Consider the following 20,993-nt stretch of genomic DNA (forward strand, 5'->3'; position numbering starts at 1 on the left):
CGATGAGCACTGACCACAACCCGCCGGCGTCCGGCGCCCGCGTGCCCTGGCAGGAGGTCCACCCGCTGGTGCGCGAGGCGGTCGAGGGCTTCCTCGGCGGCCGCGTCGTGGAGGCCGTCACCCAGGAGGGCGGCTTCTCCCCGGCGGCCGCGGTGCGCCTGCGGACCGATGACGGCCGGCGCGCGTTCGTCAAGGCCGTCGGCCCCGAGCCCAACCCCGACAGCGTGCGCATCTACCGCTCCGAGCTCAGGAACGCCGCCGCGCTCCCCGAGTCGGTCCCCGCGCCGAAGCTGCTGACGGCGTTCGAGCTGGAGGGCTGGGTCGCCCTGGTCTTCGAGGACGTCGAGGCCGCGCATCCCGAGATGCCGTGGCGGCGCGACGAGCTCGACCGGGTCTTCACGGCCCTGAAGGAGATGTCCGCCGCGCTCACCCCGTCGCCGATCGAGGCCCGCACGATCGGCGAGGTCTTGGGCGACTCCTTCCAGGGGTGGCGCAGACTGCTCGGCGAGGACACCGCCGGGCTCGACCCGTGGGCGCTGCGCCACCTGCCCGCGCTGGCCGAACTGGAGTCAGGCTGGGAGACCGCGGCGGCCGGCGACACCCTCGTCCACGCCGACCTGCGGGCCGACAACATCCTGCTCACGCCCGACCGCGTCTACGTGGTGGACTGGCCGTGGGCCTGCCTGGCCGCGCCCTGGTACGACCAGGTGGCCATGCTGCCGTCGGTCGGCATGCAGGGCGGGCCCGCGCCCCACGAGCTGTTCGACGATCCCGACCCGGCGGTCACCGCGGTCGTCGCGGCCCAGACCGGCTACTTCGTCCGGAACGGCCGGCTGCCCGATCCGCCCGGCCTGCCCACGCTCAGGGCGTTCCAGCGGGCGCAGGGAGTGGTCGCGCTGGAGTGGCTGAAACGGCGTACCGGCTGGGTGTGACCCGTCCGGCGGGTAGGCTAAACAGTCGTGCTGGTCCTGGCCTTTGATACCGCGACGCCCGCCGTCACCGCCGCCCTCCACGACGGTGAGCGGGTGCTCGCCGAGTCCACGACGATCGACGCCCGCCGCCACGGCGAGCTGCTCGTCCCCACCATCGAACGCGTGCTGACCGAGTCGGGCGCCGCCCTGCGCGACGTGACGGCCGTCGTCGCGGGCAGCGGCCCCGGGCCCTACACGGGCCTGCGCGTCGGGCTGATGACCGCCCAGGGGCTCGCGACGACGCTCGCCGTGCCCGCGTACGGCATCTGCACCCTAGACGCGGTCGCCTACGGCAGCGGGCTCGGCGAGCCGTTCCTGGTCGCCACCGACGCCCGGCGCAAGGAGGTGTTCTGGGCGCGCTACCAGGACATGCGCACCCGTGCCGACGGCCCGTTCGTCGACCGGCCCGCCGACGTGCCCGTCGAGGGCCTGCCGGTCGTGGGCGCCGGCGCCGGGCTCTACCCCGACGTCCTGGGCCGCCACGACGCCCCGCCCTACCCCTACGCGGGCGCGCTGGCCGCGCTGGCCGCCGAGCGGCTGGCCGCGGGCGTCCCGCTCGACCCGCCGCGGCCCATCTACCTGCGCCGGCCCGACGCCGTGGTGCCGGGCGCGCCCAAGAGGGTGACGGCGTGAGACTGCGGCCGATGACCCAGGCCGACCTGCCCGCGGTCATGGCGATCGAGCGGGCCACGTTCCCGCTCGACGCGTGGAGCGAGGGCATGATGCGCGGCGAGCTGGCCGACATGCCGCGTTCGCGCCACTACGTGGTGGCCCTGGCCGACGACGAGATCGTCGGCTACAGCGGCATCGCGGTCGCGTCCGACCAGGCCGACGTGCAGACCATCGCCGTGCTGGAGAAGCACCAGGGCACCGGCATCGGCAGCGCGATGCTGACCGAGCTGCTGGCCGAGGCGCGGCGCAGGGGCGCGCGCGAGATCTTCCTGGAGGTACGCGCCGACAACCCGCGCGCCCAGGCGGTCTACCGGCATTTCGAGTTCGAGGAGATCGGCATACGCCGCCGCTACTACGACGACGGCACCGACGCGATCATGATGAGAAGGAAGCTGGATGGCTGACGCACCCCTGGTCCTGGGCATCGAGACGTCGTGCGACGAGACCGGCATCGGCATCGTCAGAGGCCACACGCTCCTCGCCAACACCATCGCCTCCAGCATGGACGAGCACGCCCGATACGGCGGCGTGGTGCCCGAGGTCGCCTCCCGCGCCCACCTGGAGGCCATGACGCCCACGGTCGAGGCGGCGCTGGCCGAGGCGGGGCTCAAGTTCTCCGACATCGACGCCATCGCCGTCACCGCCGGGCCCGGCCTGGCCGGGGCGCTGCTGGTGGGCGTGGCCGCCGCCAAGTCGTACGCGCTGGGCCTCGGCGTGCCGCTCTACGGCGTCAACCACCTGGCCGCCCATGTGGCCGTCGACCAGCTCGAACACGGGCCGCTGCCCAAGCCGTGCATCGCCATGCTGGTCTCCGGCGGCCACTCCTCGCTGCTGCTGGTGCCCGACGTGGCCGAAGACGTCATCTCGCTCGGCTCGACCGTCGACGACGCGGCCGGCGAGGCGTTCGACAAGGTGGCCCGGGTGCTCGGGCTGCCCTTCCCCGGCGGCCCGCACATCGACCGGGCCGCCCGCGAGGGCTCCGGCACGGCCGTCACCTTCCCCCGGGGCAAGATCGACGACGGCACGCTCGACTTCTCCTTCTCCGGGCTCAAGACGGCCGTCGCCCGCTGGGTCGAGGCGCGTGAGGCGTCCGGGCAGTCGATCCACGTGCCCGACGTGGCCGCCTCCTTCCAGGAGGCCGTGGTCGACGTGCTGACCCGCAAGGCGTTGCAGGCGTGCAAGAAGTACGACGTGCACGACCTGCTGATCGGCGGCGGCGTGGCGGCCAACTCGCGGCTGCGGGCGCTGGCCCAGGAGCGCTGCGACGCGGCGGGCGTGCGGCTGCGGGTGCCCCGGCCGGGGCTGTGCACCGACAACGGGGCCATGGTCGCCGCTCTGGGGTCCGACCTGGTGGCGGCGGGGGTCACCCCCTCGACCCTGGAGATCCCGGCGGACTCGTCGCTGCCGATCACGACGGTCCACGTCTGAGCCCTGGCGGGGCCGGAGGCCGGCGGTGAGGCGCGGGAGGTGCCCCACCGCCGGGCGGGTCAGTCTTTGGTCCTGGTGGGCCGGAGCAAGGCCTCGGCCAGCGCCAGCATGGTCTCCTCCAGCGCGGCCAGCCGCTTGGTGAGGTCGTCGGTGGCCGGCTGCACGATGCCGCTGACCGTCTCGCTCAGCTCGTCGCGGTCGGGCCGGGAGCGCACCAGCTCGGTCAGCGCGTCGGCGGCGGCCGACAGGCGGTCGGCCTGCGCGCCGGCCTGCGACTCGATGAGCTCGCCGACCCGCTCGGGGATGGCCAGGGCGGCCGGGAGCTGGCTGACGTGCTGGTTCATGGCCTCGATGCGGTCGTCGACCGACTCCAGGTGCTCGCCGGCCTGATCGGCGCGGGCGGCCAGGCCGTTGAGGTGGGTGTCGAGGCCGTTGAAGCGGCTGTCGAGCCCGCTGAACTGGCCGTCGAGGGTGTCGAACCGGGTGATCAGGTGCTCCTCCGCCTCGACCAGCCGCTCGTCGATCGACTCCATCTGGTTGTCGAGCTTGTTGAAGCGGCCCTCGCTGCGCACGGCGGTCTCGGCCAGGCGCTGGTCGGTGGCCGAGGCGCGGTCGTCGAGCGCGCTCAGGCGGCCGTCGAGGGCGTCGAAGCGGTCGTCGTGGCGGACGAGGTGGCCGTCGATGGCGCCCATGCGCTTGCCGAGGCCGCCGAGCTGGCCGTCGACCGAGGTGAGGCGCTTGTCGACGCCGCTGATGCGGCCGTCGACGCCGTCGAGCCTGGTGTCGATGTCGGCCAGGCACTCGTCGGCCGACTCCAGCCGGCCGTCGAACCCGGTGAGCCGGGTGTCGAGCCCCATGAGCCGGCCCTCGACCCGGTCGAGCCGGGAGTCGACGCCGTCGAGCCGCCCGCTGAGCCGCAGCTCGCTCTCCCCGAGCTGCACGGCGAGGTGCTGGTCGGCCTCGTCGAGGCGGGCGGTGAGCCGCTGCTCGACGTCGGCCAGCCGGACCGTGAGCCGCTGGTCGCCCTCGTCGAGCTTGGCGGCCAGGCGCTCGTCGGCGCGGTCGAGCCGCTCGTTCAGGCGCTGGGTCAGCCGCTCGTCGGTCTCGTCGAGGCGGCCGGCCAGGCGTTTGTCGGCCTCGTCGAGGCGGGCGGCGATGTGCAGGTCGGTGTCGTCGAGGCGGCCGGTCAGGCGCTGCTCGGCCGCGTCGATCTTGACGGCGACCTGCTGCGACGTGGCCGCGACGCTCTCGGCCAGCTCGCCGACCACGCTCTCGACCCGTTCGGCGCGGCCCGACAGGTCGGCCACCGACTTGTCGAGCCGGGTGAAGCGGCTGGCCGCGGCCTCCATGCTGGAGTTGAGCTGCGTCAGCTTGGCGGCGAAGCCGGACATGTTCTGGGTGATGCCGTCGGTGGTGTCGAGCACCGACTGCAGGCGTTTGAGCGCCTCGTCGACGGCCTCGCCCACGGTGCCCAGGTCCGCCCACAGGCTCGGCAGCTCGGCCACCGGCGCGACCCGGGCGTCGACGTGGCCGATCTTCTCCCCGACGGCGTCGACGTGGTCGCGCACGGCCTCGACGTGCTGGGCCAGGCCCTCCGCCCACATCGGCGGCTTGGCGGTGATGTCGTCGAGCCGCCCGCTCACCGCCTCAAGGGTGCCGCTCAGGCCGCCGAGCTCGCGTTCGCGCACCTCGCGCAGCAGCCACTCCATGCCTTCAAGACGCTGGCGGATCTCGTCGAGCACGGCTCCCTGAGTGCGCTGCTCGTAGACATGGTCCTGGGCGGCGCGCGCGAGGAGGTCTCGCATCCTCTCGGAGATGGCGGACTGGCCGCCTGCCTGAAGAAGGGTGGTGTGGTTGGAATGGTCCACCGAAAGGCTCCTTCGCTCGCCGACGGTCTGCCGCGCAGCGGTGGGATAGGTCCGGTTTGCAGATGAAAGGGCGAGTACGCGGGTTACCGCATAAGGGGGAGAACTCCCGCCCGTCCACCTTAGCCTTTCGATCAAGGTCAGGCGGCGTCGAAGTGAAAGATCGTATTTAGCGGAAGAATGACCGCTTTGGAGTGTTCAGGCAGGTGGAAGGGGGTTGCAGATGATAACTGAAGGCTTATCGAGAATGCGGGTCAGGATAATGACGATCGAGTTCTCGCCGGAAAGGCGGAGATCGGCGCGCAGGCGTTCGATGTCGATCGCCGACGCGCGTTTCTTGATGGTGACATTTCCGATCCGCCGTTCGCGGAGAGCCGCGCGGAGTTTTTTCAGCGAGAACGGCATGACCTCGTCCACCTCGTACCCGGAGGCCCAGGGGGTGTGGCTGGGCTCGTCGGCGGTGATGTAGGCGATCATGGGGTCGGGCAGGCGTCCGCCGATCAGCTCGGCCACCTCGCCGACGAGGTGGGCCCGGATCGCGGCGCCGTCGGGCTCGTAGACGTAGCGGCCCATCGGGCCGACGGCGGCCTGGACGCCGGTGGCGGTCAGCGTGTGCCCGCCGGGCAGCAGGGTGGCGCGCCGGGCGGGACCGACCTGGGGGCCGGTCCAGAGGGTGGCCTCCTTGACCTCGCCCTTGTAGGAGACCCATTCGGCCTCCGCGCCCTCGGGGATGAACTCGTACGGGATGCCGGGGGCGACCTTGAGGCAGGCCCGCGGCGCCCGTGCGACCAGGTCGAGCACGACCGGCCAGGGCGGCGAGTAGGCCATGGGGTCGAACGTCCGGCCTTTGCCGCTGCGCCGGGCCGGGTCGGCGAACAGCGCGTCGTACTCCTCGGGCCGGACCTGCGCCGCGTCGCCCACGCGCACCCGCACCCGGCCGGCCAGCCCGAGCGCGTCGGCGTTGGCGCTCGCCACGGCGACGGTCAGCGGGTCGAGGTCGACGGCGTCGACCTCGCAGCCGGCGCGGGCGAGCGCCAGGAGGTCGCCGCCGACCCCGCAGCAGGCGTCGATCACCCGTCCGGCGCCCATGCGCCGGGCGCGGTGGTCGGCGACCTCCCGGCGGGTGGACTGCTCCAGGCCGTGCGGGGTGAAGTACATGACCGCGGCGTCCGCGCCGAACTTCGCCGCGGCGCGCTCGCGCAGCGCCGCCTGCGTCAGCGCGGCGGAGGTGAGCGCCGCGTCGTAGGTGCGGCGCAGCCTGGTCGCCGCCGCGACCGGATCGGTCCCGGCCAGCTCAGCGGCCTCGGCGAGCGCCCGCTGCCCGCGCGGGGTCAGCAGCTCGCCGAAGGCGTCGAGATCCATGTACGCACTCCGCTCGCAACTCGGGATCGTTCACAGGGAGGTGTCGCCCAGGGAGACCAGCAGGCTGCGCAGCAGCCCGGCCAGGGCCTCGCGCTCGCCCTCGGACAGCCCGGCGAGCAGCCGCTCCTCGTTGGCGGCGTGCAGGACGAGCATCTCGTCGGCGACCCGCCTGCCCTCGTCGGTGAGGGCGACCAGCGTCATGCGCCGGTTGTGCGGCGCCGGCCAGCGGTGGACCAGGCCGCGCCGGACCAGGTGGTCCATCCGGTTGGTGAGCGCGCCGGGGCTGACCATGGCCGAGCTGGACAGGTCCTTCATGCACATCGTGGCGTCGGCGCCGCTGCGCAGCAGCGTGGCCAGCATGTCGAACTCCCACGCCTCCAGCCCGTGCTCGGCCAGGAAGTCCTTCACGCCGCGCTCCAGCAGGCGCGAGGCGCGTGAGATCCGGCCGATCACGCCCATCGGGGACACGTCGACGTCGGGCCGTGTCCGCGCCCACTGTCCGAGAATCACGTCCACCGCGTCATCCACGGGGCTCACCCTATCAAAGCTTCGACGTTGAAATGTTCGGCGTCGTGCGGTACTGTCCACGACGTCGAAATGTTCAACGTAGAAATTTTCGAGGTAGGTTCATCATGAAGGTGCTGGTGCTGGGCGCGACGGGGTACATCGGCGGCGCGGTGGTCGAGCGGCTGGCCGAGCAGGGGCACGAGGTGGCCGTTCTGGTGCGGCCCGCCGCCGACGGCTCCCGGCGGGTGCCGGGCGTGGCGGACGAGCGTCACGGAGACCTGGCCGACGTCGCGGGGCTGGCCGCCGCGATCACCCCGGACATCGACGCCATCGTGGTCGCCGCCCAGCTCGGCGGCGACAAGGAGGCCGACCTGGCCGCGATCGGCGTGCTCACCGCGTCGGGCCGGAAGGTGGTCTTCACCAGCGGCGTGTGGGTGCTGGGCGCCACCGCCGACGGGCACGAGGACAGCCCGGCCGACCCGATTCAGCTCGTGGCGTACCGGCACGAGATCGAGCAGCTGGTCATCGACGGCGGCGGCTCGGTGATCCGGCCCGGCGTCGTCCACGGGCGCGGCGGCGGCATCCCCGCCATGATGCGCGCGCAGGCCGCCGAGCGCGGCGCCGGGGTCTACGTCACCGCCGGCGGCGAGCCGCACACCTGGACGTTCGTGCACGTCGACGACCTGGCCGAGCTCGTCGTGGCCGTCCTGGAGAGGGGCGGCGCCCGCGTCTACCACGGCATCAGCGAGGAGGCCGTGCCGGTCGCCGAGGTGGCCGAGGCGGCGGCCCGGTCCGCCGGCGTCAAGCCGCAGGCAGAGCCCTGGCCGCAGGCCGAGGCGGCCCAGGTGCTGGGGGCGGGCTTCGCCGAGGCCCTGGCGCTCGGCCAGCGCATCAGCGCGACACGCACGCGCGCCGAACTCGGCTGGAACCCCTCCCGGCCCGGCGTCGTCGCCGATCTGACCGAGGGTTCCTACGTCTGATCGCTCTGAGCAGACGCGTTCGTGTTGACTGTCAAGGCCCTCTTGCATATGTTTCCTGTTGGCACTCTCACCTTGAGAGTGCCAACGTGCGACGAGGCAGGTCTGACACCCGCGACGGCAGGCCCCGCTGGTCGCCTCTTCTAGATCATTCAAATCTGAAGGGGAGGTCCGATCGTGACGACCGCCACCAAGGTTCCCGTTAAGCCGCTCGGCGACCGCATCGTGGTTCAGCCGCTTGAGGCAGAGCAGACCACCGCTTCCGGTCTGGTCATCCCGGACACCGCCAAGGAGAAGCCGCAGGAGGGCAAGGTCCTCGCGGTGGGCCCCGGCAACTGGGATGAGGACGGCGACAAGCGTATTCCGCTCGACGTCTCCGAGGGCGACGTCGTCCTCTACAGCAAGTACGGCGGCACCGAGGTCAAGTACGGCGGCGAGGAGTACCTCGTGCTCTCCGCCCGCGACGTTCTCGCGATCATCGAGAAGTAAGCCGGTTGTGTCGAGCCCCGGGCGCTCTTGAGGGCCCGGGGCTTTCGACGCCAGGAGAGGACTTTCAGCATGGCGAAGATCCTGCAGTTCGACGAGGACGCCCGTCGCGCGCTTGAGCGCGGTGTCAACGCCCTCGCGGACGCCGTGAAGGTAACCCTCGGCCCGCGTGGCCGTAACGTCGTCATCGACAAGAAGTTCGGTGCGCCGACGATCACGAACGACGGTGTGACCATCGCTCGTGAGATCGAGCTGGAGGAGCGCTACGAGAACCTCGGCGCCCAGCTCGCCAAGGAAGTTGCCACCAAGACCAACGACATCGCGGGCGACGGCACCACCACCGCCACCGTGCTGGCCCAGGCCATGGTCCGCGAGGGCCTGCGCAACGTGGCCGCCGGCGCCTCGCCGCTGTCGCTCAAGCGTGGCATCGACAAGGCCGCCAAGGAGATCAGCGACCGGCTGCTGGCCAGCGCGCGCGAGGTGGGCGACAAGAAGGAGATCGCCAACGTCGCCACCATCTCCGCCCAGGACGCCAAGATCGGCGAGCTGATCGCCGAGGCATTCGACAAGGTGGGCAAGGACGGTGTCCTCACCGTCGAAGAGTCCAACGCCATGGGCATGGAGCTCGAGTTCACCGAGGGCATGCAGTTCGACAAGGGCTACCTGTCGGCCTACATGGTGACCGACCCCGAGCGCATGGAGTCCGTCCTGGAGGACGCGTACATCCTGCTCACCCAGGGCAAGATCTCCTCCATCGCCGACTTCCTGCCGCTGCTGGAGAAGGTCGCCCAGACCAAGAAGCCGCTGCTCGTGGTCGCCGAGGACGTCGAGGGCGAGGCCCTGGCCGTCCTGGTCACCAACAAGATCCGCGGCACCTTCACCTCCGTGGCCGTCAAGGCCCCGGGCTTCGGTGACCGCCGCAAGGCGATGCTCCAGGACATGGCGATCCTCACCGGCGGCCAGGTCGTCAGCGAGGAGGTCGGCCTCAAGCTGGAGCACGTCGGCCTCGAGGTGCTCGGCACGGCCCGCCGCGTCGTCGTCACCAAGGACGCCACGACCATCGTCGACGGCGCCGGCGACCAGCAGGCGATCGAGGACCGCGTCAAGGAGATCAAGATTGCCATCGAGCAGTCCGACTCCGACTGGGACCGCGAGAAGCTGCAGGAGCGTCTGGCCAAGCTCGCCGGCGGTGTGTGCGTGCTGCGCGTCGGCGCCGCCACCGAGGTGGAGCTGAAGGAGAAGAAGCACCGCCTCGAGGACGCGATCTCCGCGACCCGCGCCGCGATCGAGGAGGGCATCGTCTCCGGCGGTGGCTCGGCCCTCATCCACGTGGGCAAGGAGCTCGACGACCTCGGCCTGACCGGCGACGAGGCCACCGGTGTCGGCGTCGTGCGCCGCGCGCTGGTCGAGCCGGCCCGCTGGATCGCCGAGAACGCCGGCCTGGAGGGCTACGTGGTGACCCACAAGGTCGCCGAGCTGCCCGCCGGCCAGGGCCTCAACGCCGCCACCGGCGAGTACGTCGACCTGATCGCCCAGGGTGTCATCGACCCCGTCAAGGTGACCCGGTCCGCGGTGCAGAACGCGGCTTCGATCGCGGGCATGCTCCTGACGACCGAGGCGCTCGTGGTGGACAAGCCCGAGGAGGAGGCTCCGGCCGCCGGCCAGGGCCACGGCCACGGTCACGGCCACTGACCCGGCTGTTTCCCCCGCGCCCGTACGGCCCGCCCGGTTCCCTCCGGCGCGGGCCGTCGGCTTCCCACGGCCCGTCCCGGTTCCCTCCGGCGCGGGCCGTCGGCTTTCAGCCAGACCGTCACGTCCCTGCCACGGCTGCTGCGATCTCTTGCCTGAGACCAGGGATCAGAACTGGGCTCCCACGGCGTCTTCGCCCTACCGCCGCTGTCCCGCTCTACTTCTGCGACTCGGCCAGCCCCTGGCAGTGAAGCTCCAACGAGGACACCAACGGCCTGCTGCGTAGTACCTCCCCCGAGGGCACCGACTCGGTCCACACCCGCGAGGGCCCCGGTGCCGTCGCCGCAGAGTAACCCGTCCGACCTCGCAGGACGATGGACTGGGACACCTGGCTGAACGCCTCACGAAGCTCCTGGCGGCCTGCGCCTGAACCCCGAAGCGGGGAGGCCGGGAGTGCGCCTGTCTCTGCAACCTTCGATCACGGCGTCGTTTGCGCGAGTTCCTCAAGCTGCTGGACGACCCTGTCGATCGGCGCAGAAGCGTCGATCTCGAGCGTGGAGGTGGCCCTAAGCAGCGGCTCCACGTGGGCCAGGTCACTCAGGACGGCTTCACGTTCCTCAGGGCGCTTGCCGAAGGGGTTGTCGGTGCGCGTCGCGATGCGAGCAAGCATGACCTCAGCGGGCGCGCTGAGCAGGACGACGTGGTCGAACTGCGGGTGGAACCGGCCCTGATTGGACTTGCAGCCGGCCACGAAGAGCGCGCCCTCACCGTGGTTGGTGAGTAGGTCGCTGATGGCCGGCTCACGCCACACCCAATCAGTGGATCCGTCCGACAAGGTCACCCAGTGGCTCCACTGGTCGGTATCGGTATCGACGGCGCGATGGCCCCGGGCCGCCAGCATCTCCAACGCCGTGGACTTGCCGGTTCCCGACATCCCCGTGACCAAGATCTTCGCCATCGGGCGAGACCACCGAACCGTCCCGACCTCGACCGGCTTCAGGTCACCCACGTCGGGATCTGGCGGTGTCCGGTCATGGGCTTCCGCAGTCCCTGCAACTCTGACTACGGAAGCCCGCTCGGTTCGCTTCGCCGGCCGCCGCCGGTCAGTGATCACCGCGTTGCGACGCCCCTTGAACACCCCCTTGGGCGGACCGGTGGCTTTCACGGCGCCTTCGGTGGGGGAGTCGGCCTTCCGTGGTCCGCTTCGGGCCGGCCGGTGTGGTGCGTCGGCTTGTCGTGGTCTGCCTCCTGGCCTTGGCGGCGTCGGTCGTCGCCGTGCGGCGGGCCCGGGGGCGGGAGCGGGGGCGGCCCGGGGGCGGGTGCGGGGAGGGGGCTGGTGGGTTTCGCGTGGTGGTGAAATGCGGCTGGGGCTTACGGGGCGGAAGGGGGTGGGGGCGGGGGAAATTGGGGGAAGAGGTGGATTATTGGAGTAAACCGGCAGTGCCGGTTAAGCGTCGGGGTCTGGCAATTGTCGTGCATTTCGGCTTATGGAGTGAAACATTATGTCAGCTCATCAGGCTTAGTGTGGTCGGCTGATTACTGCTAGTTATCGTCGCTTCAATGTGACCAATCCGTAGCCGTTCGCCATGGGGACAGGCCCGATCAGTGCGGGCATCATGCCTATCGTGAGCGAGGGAAGCGTCGCCGACGCCAAAATTGGGGTAAGGCTCGCGTCGAGACTTCCGGCACGGACGGATGACTCCGACCTTAGGGAACTGACGAGCCTCGCCGTGCAGGGAGATCGCAGTGCGATCGAATCCCTGCTCGGGGAGTTGCGTCCCATGGTGGTGCGGTATTGCCGCGCCAGGCTGGGCAGGGTTTCAGGGCAATATCACATTGCCGATGACGTAGCCCAGGAGGTGTGCATCGCGGTGTTGTCCGCGCTGCCGCGATACCGGGACATGGGGCGGCCTTTCGCGTCCTTCGTGTTCGGGATCGCCTCGCACAAGGTGGCCGACGCGCTGCGCAGTTCGGTGCGCTCGGCCGTGCCCACCCAGGATCTGCCCGACGGGCCCGACGACGGCCCGGGGCCCGAGGAGACGGTGGTCCGCTACATCGAGGTCGAGCACGCGCGCAGGCTGCTGGCCAGGCTGCCCGACAACCAGCGGGAGTTGCTGCTGTTGCGGGTGGTGTCGGGGCTGTCCGCCGAGGAGACCGGTAATGTACTCGGCATGTCACCAGGTGCGGTCCGCGTAGCCCAGCATCGGGCGCTGGCCAGGTTGCGGCAGATGGCCGAGCTGGAGTCGGCTTGACGCCGGAGGACGAGCTCCATGCGCTTCTCGAGGCCGACGACCTGCTCAAGACCGACGAGCTGCTCGACGCGGTCGCGCGGGGCCGGGCGCGGGACTCGTCCGACCCTGCGGTGCGGTTGCTGGGCGCGCTACTGGACGATGTCTCGGAGGAAGTCGATCAGCGGCGCTCCTCCGTGTCGATGACGCCGTCGACGTAGCCTCGGGCGTACTCCCAGCTGACGTAGTCGGCGGGGTCGGGGTGGAAGGCCGGCTCGTGCACCTGGGGCTGGCCTTTCTCGATCATCTGGCGAAGGTTGCCGCGCAGCAGCTCCCAGTCGAAGAAGTGCTGCTCGCCGCACTCGGGGCAGTCGAGCACGAGGCCCAGCACCCCCTGCGGTTCGAGCAGGGAGCGAAAGACCTCGACGTCTGCCAGGTCGGTGATGGCCTCGTCGCGCTCGGCCGCGGTGAGTGGCTCGGCGTCGTCGAGAGCGCCCATCGCCGAGGACGGGTCGTTCGGGTCGTCCGCGAACGGGTCGCGGGGGACGTCTTCCAGCACCTTCCCACCATATGACCGAAGCGGCCCCGGCGGAGAGTATTAGCTGAGCCATCCCCGTCTGGCGGCCTCCACGCCGGCGTGGAAGCGCGACTGCGCGCCCAGCTCGGCCATGGCGTCGGCGAACCTCGCCCGCACCGTACGGACCGAGACGCCGAGCTGGCGGGCGATGGAGTCGTCGCACACGCCCTGCGCGGCCAGGCGGAGCACCTGGACCATCCCGTCGCCCCTGCGTCCCCAGGGCAGCGGCACGGCCCGGCCCCAGAGCTCCTGGAACAGCGAGCGCAGCATGCCGACGACGATCGGCGTGCGCACCAGGTAGAAGTTGTAGGCGTGGTCGGGCAGGTTGCCGCCCCACAGCGCGGGCAGGCCGGCGACCTCGGGCCCGGCCGTCATGAACCAGCTCGGCACCCGGTCGAGCGTGCGCACCTTGCCGCCGGTGTCGAGGAGCCGGGTGAGCTGATCGCGTACGCCCGGCAGGCTCAGCGTGGAGACCGGAATGATCGCCTGAACGGTAAGAAGTTGCCGTTTTTGCGCATCAATCCATGGGTCCGCAAATTTACGAACAAAATCTGCCATTGTGCGCTCGTCCGGGATTGCGGTCAACAACTCCATGGGCGGCGATTGCACGGCTATGCCGACGACGCTCTCGTAGAGGACGTCCGCGCCGTTCACCATCTCCACCGGGAATGTGCCGCTCTGATAATCGCGGCCGGCGTCGTAGTCGTGGATCAGGCCGCGGATGGAGCCGAGCGCGGAGTCGATCCTGCGGCTCTCCTCGGCCAGCCGGTCGAGCCGCTCGGCGATGACCCGGCCGAGCGCCGCCGCCGGGTGCCTGGCCAGGTACTCGCCGGACTGCTCGTCGACCACGCCCAGCCTGACCAGGTCGTCGAGCTGGCGGCCGACCTTCTCGACGGGGCCGTCCATGGCCTGGGCGAGGTCGGTGCGCGTGGCCCTGTGCAGGCGTAGCAGCGCCGTGTAAAGGGCGGTCTGCGCCGGGTCGAGGCCCAGCGTCTCGAAGGGCTCTGCGACGCGCCTGGGCTGATTACGCATTATGGGCGGCTCCGTCGGGGGGACACGGGCGTGCCGCGAGGATAACCCCGTCCCGCCCGCGTGTCCGGGGCTTGCCGCGGAATCGCCGGCGGAACGTGCAACTTCGTGCAATTGCACGTTTTCACATTGCGTCGTGCCGTTGAGTGACGCAGGCTTTACCTAGCGTCGGCACCCTGAAGCGGGGCCTTGCGGCAGCCGCCATCAGGACGCGGAGGGGGGTTCGGTGGCGTGAACACGCCGCCAGGCCTGGGTGCCGGTGGCCGGGGGATGGGACGGATCACCGACCGTCCCATCCCCCTGCACTTTGCGCGTTCCGGACGGCGACGCCGGGCGCACGACGGGGCGTGGGGCCGTCGTGCTCCCGGCTTCGTTGCGTTTTGGAGGCAGGCCCTAGACTTAGGTCAATCAGCGCAGAGGTCAGGAGGGGGCCGAGGCATGTCCAAGTTCACCGAGATGGGTTTGACCTTCGACGACGTGCTGCTGGTGCCCGGCTACTCCGATCTCCAACCAGGTGAGGCCGACACCAGATCCCGTCTGTCACGGGACATCACGCTGTCCATCCCGCTCGTCTCCGCGGCCATGGACACCGTCACCGAGGCCCGCATGGCGGTCGCCATGGCGCGCCAGGGCGGCATCGGCATCCTCCACCGCAACCTGTCGGTCGAGGAGCAGGCCCAGCAGGTCGACCTGGTCAAGCGGTCCGAGGCCGGCATGGTGACCAACCCGGTGACCTGCAGCCCCGACGACACGCTGGCCGACGTCGAGCGGCTGTGCGCGACGTACCGGATCTCCGGCGTGCCGGTGACGGACGTGGCGGGCACGCTGGTCGGCATCGTGACCAACCGCGACATGCGCTTCGAGACCGACCAGACCCGTCCGGTGCGCGAGGTCATGACCAAGATGCCGCTGGTCACCGCGCCGGTGGGGGTCTCGCGCGACGACGCGTTCGCGCTGCTGCGGCAGAACAAGATCGAGAAGCTGCCCCTCGTCGACCCCGACGGCAGGCTGCGCGGCCTGATCACGGTGAAGGACTTCACCAAGAGCGAGCAGTACCCGCTGTCCACCAAGGACGCCGACGGCCGCCTGCTGGTCGGCGCGGCCGTGGGCGTCGGCGGCGACGCCGAGCTGCGGGCCAAGGCGCTGATCGAGGCCGGGGTCGACGTCGTCGTCGTCGACGTGGCCCACGGTCACTCCAAGGGCCTGGCCGACATGATCGCCAAGCTCAAGGCCAACAGCAAGGTCCAGGTCATCGGCGGCAACATCGCGACCAGGGCGGGCGCCCAGATGCTGGTCGACGCGGGCGCCGACGCGGTCAAGGTCGGCGTCGGCCCCGGCTCCATCTGCACCACCCGCGTGGTGGCCGGCGTGGGCGCGCCGCAGGTCACGGCCATCCACGAGGCGTCCAAGGCGTGCGCACCGGCCGGGGTGCCGGTGATCGGCGACGGCGGCCTCCAGTACTCCGGCGACATCGTCAAGGCCATCGCGGCCGGGGCCGACACGGTCATGCTGGGCTCGCTGCTCGCCGGCTGCGAGGAGTCGCCGGGCGAGCTGATCTTCATCAACGGCAAGCAGTTCAAGTCGTACCGGGGCATGGGGTCGCTCGGCGCGGTGCGCAACCGCGAGCGCGGCGGCACCTCCTTCAGCAAGGACCGCTACGCGCAGGCCGACGTCGGCGGCGACGACAAGTACATCCCCGAGGGCATCGAGGGGCAGGTGCCCTACCGCGGGCCGGTCGCGGCCGTCGCCCACCAGCTCATCGGCGGTCTGCGCCAGGGCATGTGGTACGCCGGCTGCCGCACGATCGAGCAGATGCACACCGACTGCGAGCTCATGCCGATCACGGCAGCGGGCCTCAAGGAGAGCCACCCCCACGACATCCAGATGACCGTGGAAGCTCCGAACTATCACAGAAGGTAAGTTCATGACTCAGCAGGTGGAGATCGGCCGGGGCAAGACCGGGCGGAGGGCGTACGCGCTCGACGAGATCGGGCTCGTGCCCTCGCGACGCACCCGTGACCCGGAAGAGGTGTCGATCGCCTGGCAGATCGACGCCTACCGGTTCGAGCTGCCCGTCGTCGTCGCCCCCATGGACAGCGTGGTCTCGCCCGCCACCGCGATCGAGATCGGCCGGCTCGGCGGCCTGGCCCCCCTCGACCTCGAAGGGCTCTGGACGCGCTACGAAGACCCGTCCCCGCTGCTGGAGGAGTGCGCCGCCCTCGACGCCGCGGCCGCGACCCGGCGGCTCCAGGAGATCTACGACGCGCCGATCAAGGAGGAGCTGATCGGGCGCCGGATCGAGGAGATCCGGGCGTCCGGGGTGACGACGGCCGTCCGGCTGTCGCCGCAGCGCACGGTCCAGTACCACAAGGCCGTGATCGACGCCGGCGTGGACATCTTCGTCATCCGCGGCACCACCGTCTCCGCCGAGCACGTCTCGGGCCGCGCCGAGCCGCTCAACCTCAAGCAGTTCATCTACGAGCTCGACGTGCCGGTCATCGTCGGCGGCTGCGCCACCTACACCGCGGCGCTGCACCTGATGCGCACGGGCGCGGCGGGCGTCCTGGTCGGCTTCGGCGGCGGCGCCTCGCACACCACCCGCAACGTGCTGGGCGTGGCCGTGCCGATGGCCACCGCGATCTCCGACGTCGCCGCGGCGCGCCGCGACTACATGGACGAGTCCGGCGGCCGGTACGTGCACGTGATCGCCGACGGCGGCATGGGCACCTCGGGCGACATCGCCAAGGCCATCGCGTGCGGGGCCGACGCCGTCATGGTGGGCTCGCCGCTGGCCAGGGCGTCCGAGGCCCCCGGCCACGGCTTCCACTGGGGCTCCGAGGCCCACCACCCCGACCTGCCGCGCGGCCGTCGCGTGGAGTTCGGCACGGTCGGGACGCTGGAGCAGATCCTGCACGGCCCCTCCAGCGTGGCCGACGGCTCGATGAACCTGATGGGCGCGCTCAAGCGCACGATGGCCTCCACCGGCTACTCCGACATCAAGGAGTTCCAGCGGGTCGAGGTCGTGGTCGCGCCGATCCAGCGCTGAGGCGGCGACTGACCGACGTCTACGACGGCTCCCGGGGGTTGCGACCTCCGGGAGCCGACTGCTTTCCGGGGGCCTCACCGGCCCGCCGGAGCCGACTGCTTTCCGGGGTCCCCGCCGGCTCGCCGTGTCGAATCGGGACACCGCCGTTCGTGTAGGACGCGCAAGGTGACGCGCGTGTCGGCGAGGTGGTTGCAGGATGTCCGATCAGGTCGAACAGGCCTTCCGGGAGGAGTACGGCCGGGCGGTGGCGGTGCTCGTCCGCGTGTTCGGTGACATCGACGTCGCCGAGGAGGCCGTGCAGGAGGCGTTCGCGATCGCGCTGCGGCAGTGGCCGCAGGCCGGCCCGCCGCCGAGCCCGGCCGGCTGGATCATCACGACCGCCAGGAACCGGGCCATCGACCGGCTGCGCAGGGAGTCGGGCCGCCACGACAAGTACGTGCAGGCGGCGCTGCTGCACGCCAGGGACGAGCCCGTCGAGGAGGGGCCCGTGCGGGACGAGCGGCTGCGCCTGATCTTCACCTGCTGCCATCCGGCGCTCGCCCCGCACGCGCGGGTGGCGCTCACGTTGCGGCTGCTCGGCGGGCTGACCACGGCCGAGATCGCGCACGCGTTCCTGGTGCCGGAGGCGACCATGGCCCAGCGGCTGGTCAGGGCCAAGAGCAGGATCCGGCAGGCGGGGATCCCGTACCGGGTGCCGGCGGCGGCGGACCTGCCGGACCGGCTGCGCGCGGTGCTGGCGGTGATCTATCTGATCTTCAACGAGGGTTACACGGCCAGTTCGGGCGAGCGGCTGGTGCGCGAGGACCTGTGCGCGGAGGCCGTCCGGCTCGGCCGCCTGCTCGCCGAGCTGATGCCGGACGAGCCCGAGGTGTGGGGCCTGCTGGCGCTGATGCTGCTGGTCCAGTCGCGCCGGGCGGCGCGCACCGCGGGCGGCGGCGAGCTGGTGCCGCTGCCCGAGCAGGACCGCGCCCTGTGGGACCGCGCGCTGGTCGAGGAGGGGCAGGCGATCGTACGGCGCTGCCTGCGGTGGGGACGGCCGGGGCCCTACCAGGTGCAGGCCGCGATCAACGCCGTGCACGGCGACGCGGCGAGCGCGGGGGAGACCGACTGGCGGCAGATCGTCGAGCTCTACGACCTGCTGCTGGCGTTCACGCCGGGGCCGGTCGTGGCGTTGCACCGCGCGGTGGCGGTGGCCGAGGCGGACGGCGCCGAGGCGGGGCTGGCGCTGGTGGAGGGGCTGGAGATGACAGGCTATTACCTGTTCCACGCCGTACGGGCCGACCTGCTGCGGCGGCTGGGACGCGACGAGGAGGCGGCGCGGGCGTACGGCGAGGCCATCGCCCGTGCGGGCAACGAGGTCGAGCGGGAGTTCCTGCGCCGCAGGCGCGCGACGTTGAGGGGGACGTGAGATGGACCGGGTGTGCGTGGTCACGGGGGCCAACCGGGGGATCGGGCTGGAGGTGGCCAGGCAGCTCGCGTCGGCGGGCGACACGGTGGTGCTGACCGCCAGGGACGAGCGCAAGGCCGTCGAGGCGGCGGCCGGGATCGGGGGCGAGGTGCTGGCACGGCGGCTCGACGTCGCCGACGAGCGATCGGCGGCCGATCTGGCGCGGGAGCTGGAGAAGACCCACGGGCGGGTCGACGTGCTGGTCAACAACGCCGCCATCCACTACGACACCTGGCAGCGGGCCAGCGACGCGGACCTGGGCGTGGTGTCGGAGGCGCTGGAGACGAACCTGCTGGGCGCCTGGCGGGTCACGCTCGCGCTGCTGCCGCTGTTGCGCGGCAGCGCGCACGGCCGGATCATCAACGTCTCCAGCGAGATCGGCTCGCTGGCCTCGATGGGCGGCGGCACGCCCGCGTACACGGTGTCGAAGACGGCGCTGAACGCGCTGACCAGGATGCTCGCGGCCGAGCTGCGCGGGGACGGCATCCTGGTCAACGCCGTCTGCCCGGGGTGGGTGGCGACCGACATGGGCGGCCCCGGCGGGCGGCCGGTCGCCGAGGGCGCGCGGAGCGTGTTGTGGGCCGCGGACCTGCCCGGCGACGGGCCGACCGGCGGCTTCTTCCGCGACGGCCGATCCATCCCGTGGTGACGGGCTCGTAGGGCAGGCGGGCGTATCCTGCCTTAGCATGGCCGATCTCGTGCACACCCACGTCCTCGACATCGACGGCGACGTCGTCACCAAGCGCTACGTCGACGGCAAGGAGGGCGCGGCCGAGCGCGAGTGGCGGGCGCTCACCCTGCTGGCCGAGCACGCGCCGGGCCTGACCCCGCGGCCGATCGCCTTCGAGGACGGCGTCGTCCGGATGACCAGGATCGACGGCGTGCCCCTGCGCGGCCTGGCGGCCGGGGAGGCGCCGCTGACCGCCATGGCCGAGGCGCTCACACGGCTGTACGAGGCCGTGCCGCCCGGCGTGCTGGCGGCCGTCCCGGTACGCCCGTGGCAGGTCGAGGCGGTCACCGGCCAGGTCATGGAATGGCTGGCCGCCTGGCGGCCCCGCGGTCCGGAGGCCGACCGCGCGGCCGAGGAGGGCCTGCGCTGGCTGGCGGGCTGGCGTCCGGGGGAGTCGGGCGTACGTCCGGCGTTCGGGGCGGGCGACGGCAACCTGGCGAACTTCCTGTGGGACGGCGTCCGCGTGCGCATCGTCGACTTCGAGGACTCCGGGCGCAGCGACCTGGCCTTCGAGCTGGCCGAGCTGGCCGAGCACGTCTCGATGTGGGTGGACGGCGAGGTGGAGATCGCCGACCGGTTCGAGCTGAGCGGCCCGCAGGCGCGCCGGCTGCGCGACTGCCGCAGGCTGCAGAGCCTGGTCTGGCTGTTCCTGCTCTCGCACGACAGCCCGCGCAATCCGCCCGGCACCTTCGATCGTCAGGTCGACAGGGTGCTGCGATCATTGGGGGCATGAGACTGGCGCAGGAGGCCGACAGGGCCGCCGTCGAGCAACTCGTCCATGACGCCTATCAGCCATGGGCCGAGATCATCGGCACCCGGCCGCTGCCCATGGAGGCCGACTACGCGGCCCTCATCGCCGCGGGCCGGGTGCACGTCACCGACGGTCTCGAAGGGCTGGTCGTGCTCATCCCCGAGGAGGGCGCGCTGCTGGTGGACAACGTGGCGGTGCGGCCCGACCTGCACGGCAGGGGCATCGGCCGGGGCCTGCTGGCCTACGCCGAGCGGGAGGCCGCCCGGCTCGGCCTGCCCGCCCTGCGTCTCTACACCAACGTCAAGATGGCCTCGAACATCGCGCTGTACACCTCGCTCGGCTACGCCGAGATCGGCCAGGCCGACCTCGACGGCCGGTCGGCCGTGGTGATGCGCAAGGAGCTCAGCCGGTGAGCACGCCCAGCAGGTGACTCACCTCGCGGGCCACGGCGTCGCGGCCCGCGTTGAGGTATTTGCGGGAGTCGACCACCCGCTCGTCGTGGGCCAGGTAGTCGCGGACGGCCCGGGTGAACGCCTTGTTCAGGTGGGTGGCGATATTGATCTTCTTCATGCCGTTGGCCACCGCCTCGCGCAGCACGTCGTCGGGCACGCCGGACGAGCCGTGCAGCACCAGCGGCACCGGCACCGCCGCCCGCAGCTCGGCGATGAGCTCCAGGTCGAGCACGGCGTCCTTGGTGGTCATGGCGTGCGAGGTGCCGACGGCCACGGCGAGCGCGTCGACGCCGGTCCTGGCGACGTAGTCGACCGCCTCGTGGGGCTTGGTGCGGGCGCCGGGCGCGTGCACGCCGTCCTTGCCGCCGACCTCGCCGAGCTCGGCCTCCACCCAGACGCCGCGCTCGTGGCACCAGGCCGCCACCTCGGCCGTGGCCGCCACGTTCTCCTCGTCGGGCAGGGCGGAGGCGTCGTACATCACCGAGCCGAGGCCCAGCGTCACCGCCTCCTCCACCAGCGCGCGGTCGGTGGCGTGGTCGAGGTGGACCGCGACCGGCACCTCCGCGCGGCGCGCGACGGCCAGCGCGGCCAGCGCGACGGGTTCGAGCGCGCCGTGGTAGCGCACGCAGTTCTCGCTGATCTGCAGCACGACCGGCAGGCCGAGCGCCTCGGCGCCGGCCACGATCGCGGTGGCGTGCTCCAACTGGATCACGTTGAACGCGCCCACCCCTGCGGGGGACTGCCGGACGATGTCGCCGATTCCGGCGAGGGCCATG

General features: G+C 71.5%; 22 protein-coding genes. 15 read left to right on the forward strand and 7 right to left on the reverse strand.

What is annotated here, in order from left to right:
- The first annotated feature begins 2 nt into the window (after positions 1 to 2).
- From ACIBQ6_RS39340 to tsaD, 4 genes are read left to right on the forward strand one after another with little or no spacing between them, the layout of a single operon-like run.
- Positions 3 to 932, forward strand: a complete 930-nt coding sequence (locus ACIBQ6_RS39340; protein WP_397218263.1) for an aminoglycoside phosphotransferase family protein — start codon at positions 3 to 5, stop codon at positions 930 to 932.
- 27 nt (positions 933 to 959) lie between these two features.
- The gene (tsaB, locus tag ACIBQ6_RS39345) at positions 960 to 1,604 is read left to right on the forward strand and encodes a tRNA (adenosine(37)-N6)-threonylcarbamoyltransferase complex dimerization subunit type 1 TsaB (RefSeq protein WP_352362846.1); all 645 of its coding nucleotides are present in this window, start codon (positions 960 to 962) and stop codon (positions 1,602 to 1,604) included.
- 11 nt (positions 1,605 to 1,615) lie between these two features.
- On the forward strand, positions 1,616 to 2,047 hold the full coding sequence (gene rimI / locus ACIBQ6_RS39350; protein WP_397218457.1) for a ribosomal protein S18-alanine N-acetyltransferase: 432 nt from the start codon (positions 1,616 to 1,618) through the stop codon (positions 2,045 to 2,047).
- Positions 2,040 to 3,071 carry a tRNA (adenosine(37)-N6)-threonylcarbamoyltransferase complex transferase subunit TsaD gene (gene tsaD, locus ACIBQ6_RS39355; protein ID WP_352318676.1) on the forward strand — a complete coding sequence of 344 codons (1,032 nt, stop codon included), beginning with the start codon at positions 2,040 to 2,042 and terminating at the stop codon, positions 3,069 to 3,071. The genes rimI and tsaD overlap by 8 nt, the downstream gene beginning before the upstream one ends.
- A gap of 59 nt (positions 3,072 to 3,130) precedes the next feature.
- Here the strand turns inward: tsaD and ACIBQ6_RS39360 are convergent, their stop codons facing one another.
- The 3 genes from ACIBQ6_RS39360 to ACIBQ6_RS39370 all read right to left on the reverse strand — a co-directional run bounded on the left by ACIBQ6_RS39360 (position 3,131) and on the right by ACIBQ6_RS39370 (position 6,826).
- Positions 3,131 to 4,939: a hypothetical protein gene (locus ACIBQ6_RS39360; protein ID WP_352362844.1), complete on the reverse strand. Its 1,809-nt coding sequence runs from the start codon at positions 4,937 to 4,939 to the stop codon at positions 3,131 to 3,133.
- A 195-nt stretch (positions 4,940 to 5,134) separates the two neighbouring features.
- Positions 5,135 to 6,298: a methyltransferase domain-containing protein gene (locus ACIBQ6_RS39365; RefSeq protein ID WP_397218264.1), complete on the reverse strand. Its 1,164-nt coding sequence runs from the start codon at positions 6,296 to 6,298 to the stop codon at positions 5,135 to 5,137.
- 30 nt (positions 6,299 to 6,328) lie between these two features.
- The gene (locus ACIBQ6_RS39370) at positions 6,329 to 6,826 is read right to left on the reverse strand and encodes a MarR family transcriptional regulator (RefSeq protein ID WP_358282172.1); all 498 of its coding nucleotides are present in this window, start codon (positions 6,824 to 6,826) and stop codon (positions 6,329 to 6,331) included.
- Positions 6,827 to 6,930: 104 nt separating this feature from the next.
- Here ACIBQ6_RS39370 and ACIBQ6_RS39375 point away from each other — a divergent pair, with 104 nt between their 5' ends.
- The 3 genes from ACIBQ6_RS39375 (at position 6,931) to groL (ending at position 9,960) form a co-directional block, all read left to right on the forward strand.
- Positions 6,931 to 7,785 (forward strand): NAD-dependent epimerase/dehydratase family protein, encoded by an 855-nt coding sequence (locus ACIBQ6_RS39375; RefSeq protein ID WP_397218265.1) that lies wholly within the window; start codon positions 6,931 to 6,933, stop codon positions 7,783 to 7,785.
- A gap of 171 nt (positions 7,786 to 7,956) precedes the next feature.
- Positions 7,957 to 8,271: a co-chaperone GroES gene (gene groES / locus ACIBQ6_RS39380; RefSeq protein WP_226899011.1), complete on the forward strand. Its 315-nt coding sequence runs from the start codon at positions 7,957 to 7,959 to the stop codon at positions 8,269 to 8,271.
- A 69-nt stretch (positions 8,272 to 8,340) separates the two neighbouring features.
- On the forward strand, positions 8,341 to 9,960 hold the full coding sequence (groL, locus tag ACIBQ6_RS39385; protein WP_352318685.1) for a chaperonin GroEL: 1,620 nt from the start codon (positions 8,341 to 8,343) through the stop codon (positions 9,958 to 9,960).
- Between the two features lie 475 nt (positions 9,961 to 10,435).
- On the opposite strand, the gene ACIBQ6_RS39390 is transcribed toward groL, so the two are convergent.
- Positions 10,436 to 10,915 (reverse strand): AAA family ATPase, encoded by a 480-nt coding sequence (locus tag ACIBQ6_RS39390; RefSeq protein WP_397218267.1) that lies wholly within the window; start codon positions 10,913 to 10,915, stop codon positions 10,436 to 10,438.
- A gap of 658 nt (positions 10,916 to 11,573) precedes the next feature.
- On the opposite strand from ACIBQ6_RS39390, the gene ACIBQ6_RS39395 reads away from it, so the two are divergent.
- Entirely contained in the window at positions 11,574 to 12,209 is a 636-nt protein-coding gene (locus ACIBQ6_RS39395) for a sigma-70 family RNA polymerase sigma factor (RefSeq protein WP_090930520.1), read from the forward strand.
- Positions 12,206 to 12,406, forward strand: a complete 201-nt coding sequence (locus tag ACIBQ6_RS39400) for a hypothetical protein (RefSeq protein WP_358282178.1) — start codon at positions 12,206 to 12,208, stop codon at positions 12,404 to 12,406. The genes ACIBQ6_RS39395 and ACIBQ6_RS39400 overlap by 4 nt, the downstream gene beginning before the upstream one ends.
- Here the strand turns inward: ACIBQ6_RS39400 and ACIBQ6_RS39405 are convergent.
- The gene (locus tag ACIBQ6_RS39405) at positions 12,367 to 12,744 is read right to left on the reverse strand and encodes a DUF5319 domain-containing protein (RefSeq protein WP_090930411.1); all 378 of its coding nucleotides are present in this window, start codon (positions 12,742 to 12,744) and stop codon (positions 12,367 to 12,369) included. The genes ACIBQ6_RS39400 and ACIBQ6_RS39405 overlap by 40 nt on opposite strands.
- Before the next feature lie 39 nt (positions 12,745 to 12,783).
- Complete coding sequence (locus tag ACIBQ6_RS39410) at positions 12,784 to 13,794, reverse strand: LuxR C-terminal-related transcriptional regulator (RefSeq protein ID WP_358282180.1); 1,011 nt, start codon at positions 13,792 to 13,794, stop codon at positions 12,784 to 12,786.
- Positions 13,795 to 14,229: 435 nt separating this feature from the next.
- Here ACIBQ6_RS39410 and guaB point away from each other — a divergent pair, with 435 nt between their 5' ends.
- The 6 genes from guaB to ACIBQ6_RS39440 all read left to right on the forward strand — a co-directional run bounded on the left by guaB (position 14,230) and on the right by ACIBQ6_RS39440 (position 20,178).
- The gene (gene guaB, locus ACIBQ6_RS39415; RefSeq protein ID WP_358282182.1) at positions 14,230 to 15,711 is read left to right on the forward strand and encodes an IMP dehydrogenase; all 1,482 of its coding nucleotides are present in this window, start codon (positions 14,230 to 14,232) and stop codon (positions 15,709 to 15,711) included.
- Between the two features lie 4 nt (positions 15,712 to 15,715).
- Entirely contained in the window at positions 15,716 to 16,837 is a 1,122-nt protein-coding gene (locus tag ACIBQ6_RS39420; protein ID WP_352362831.1) for a GuaB3 family IMP dehydrogenase-related protein, read from the forward strand.
- Positions 16,838 to 17,033: 196 nt separating this feature from the next.
- Positions 17,034 to 18,245: an RNA polymerase sigma factor gene (locus ACIBQ6_RS39425; RefSeq protein ID WP_397218269.1), complete on the forward strand. Its 1,212-nt coding sequence runs from the start codon at positions 17,034 to 17,036 to the stop codon at positions 18,243 to 18,245.
- 1 nt (position 18,246) lies between these two features.
- Positions 18,247 to 18,933, forward strand: coding sequence for an SDR family oxidoreductase (locus tag ACIBQ6_RS39430; protein WP_397218271.1), 687 nt, complete (start codon positions 18,247 to 18,249; stop codon positions 18,931 to 18,933).
- Positions 18,934 to 18,970: 37 nt separating this feature from the next.
- Complete coding sequence (locus ACIBQ6_RS39435) at positions 18,971 to 19,747, forward strand: phosphotransferase family protein (RefSeq protein ID WP_397218272.1); 777 nt, start codon at positions 18,971 to 18,973, stop codon at positions 19,745 to 19,747.
- Entirely contained in the window at positions 19,744 to 20,178 is a 435-nt protein-coding gene (locus ACIBQ6_RS39440; RefSeq protein WP_397218273.1) for a GNAT family N-acetyltransferase, read from the forward strand. Before ACIBQ6_RS39435 ends, ACIBQ6_RS39440 begins: the two co-directional genes overlap by 4 nt.
- Here the strand turns inward: ACIBQ6_RS39440 and ACIBQ6_RS39445 are convergent.
- A complete protein-coding gene (locus tag ACIBQ6_RS39445; RefSeq protein WP_358282192.1) occupies positions 20,168 to 20,992 on the reverse strand; it encodes a class II fructose-bisphosphate aldolase in 825 nt (274 codons plus the stop codon). The genes ACIBQ6_RS39440 and ACIBQ6_RS39445 overlap by 11 nt on opposite strands.
- Position 20,993 lies beyond the last annotated feature (1 nt).

Origin of the sequence: Nonomuraea sp. NPDC049655 (assembly GCF_044465465.1) — a bacterium.
In the GTDB taxonomy this organism is placed as follows: domain Bacteria; phylum Actinomycetota; class Actinomycetes; order Streptosporangiales; family Streptosporangiaceae; genus Nonomuraea.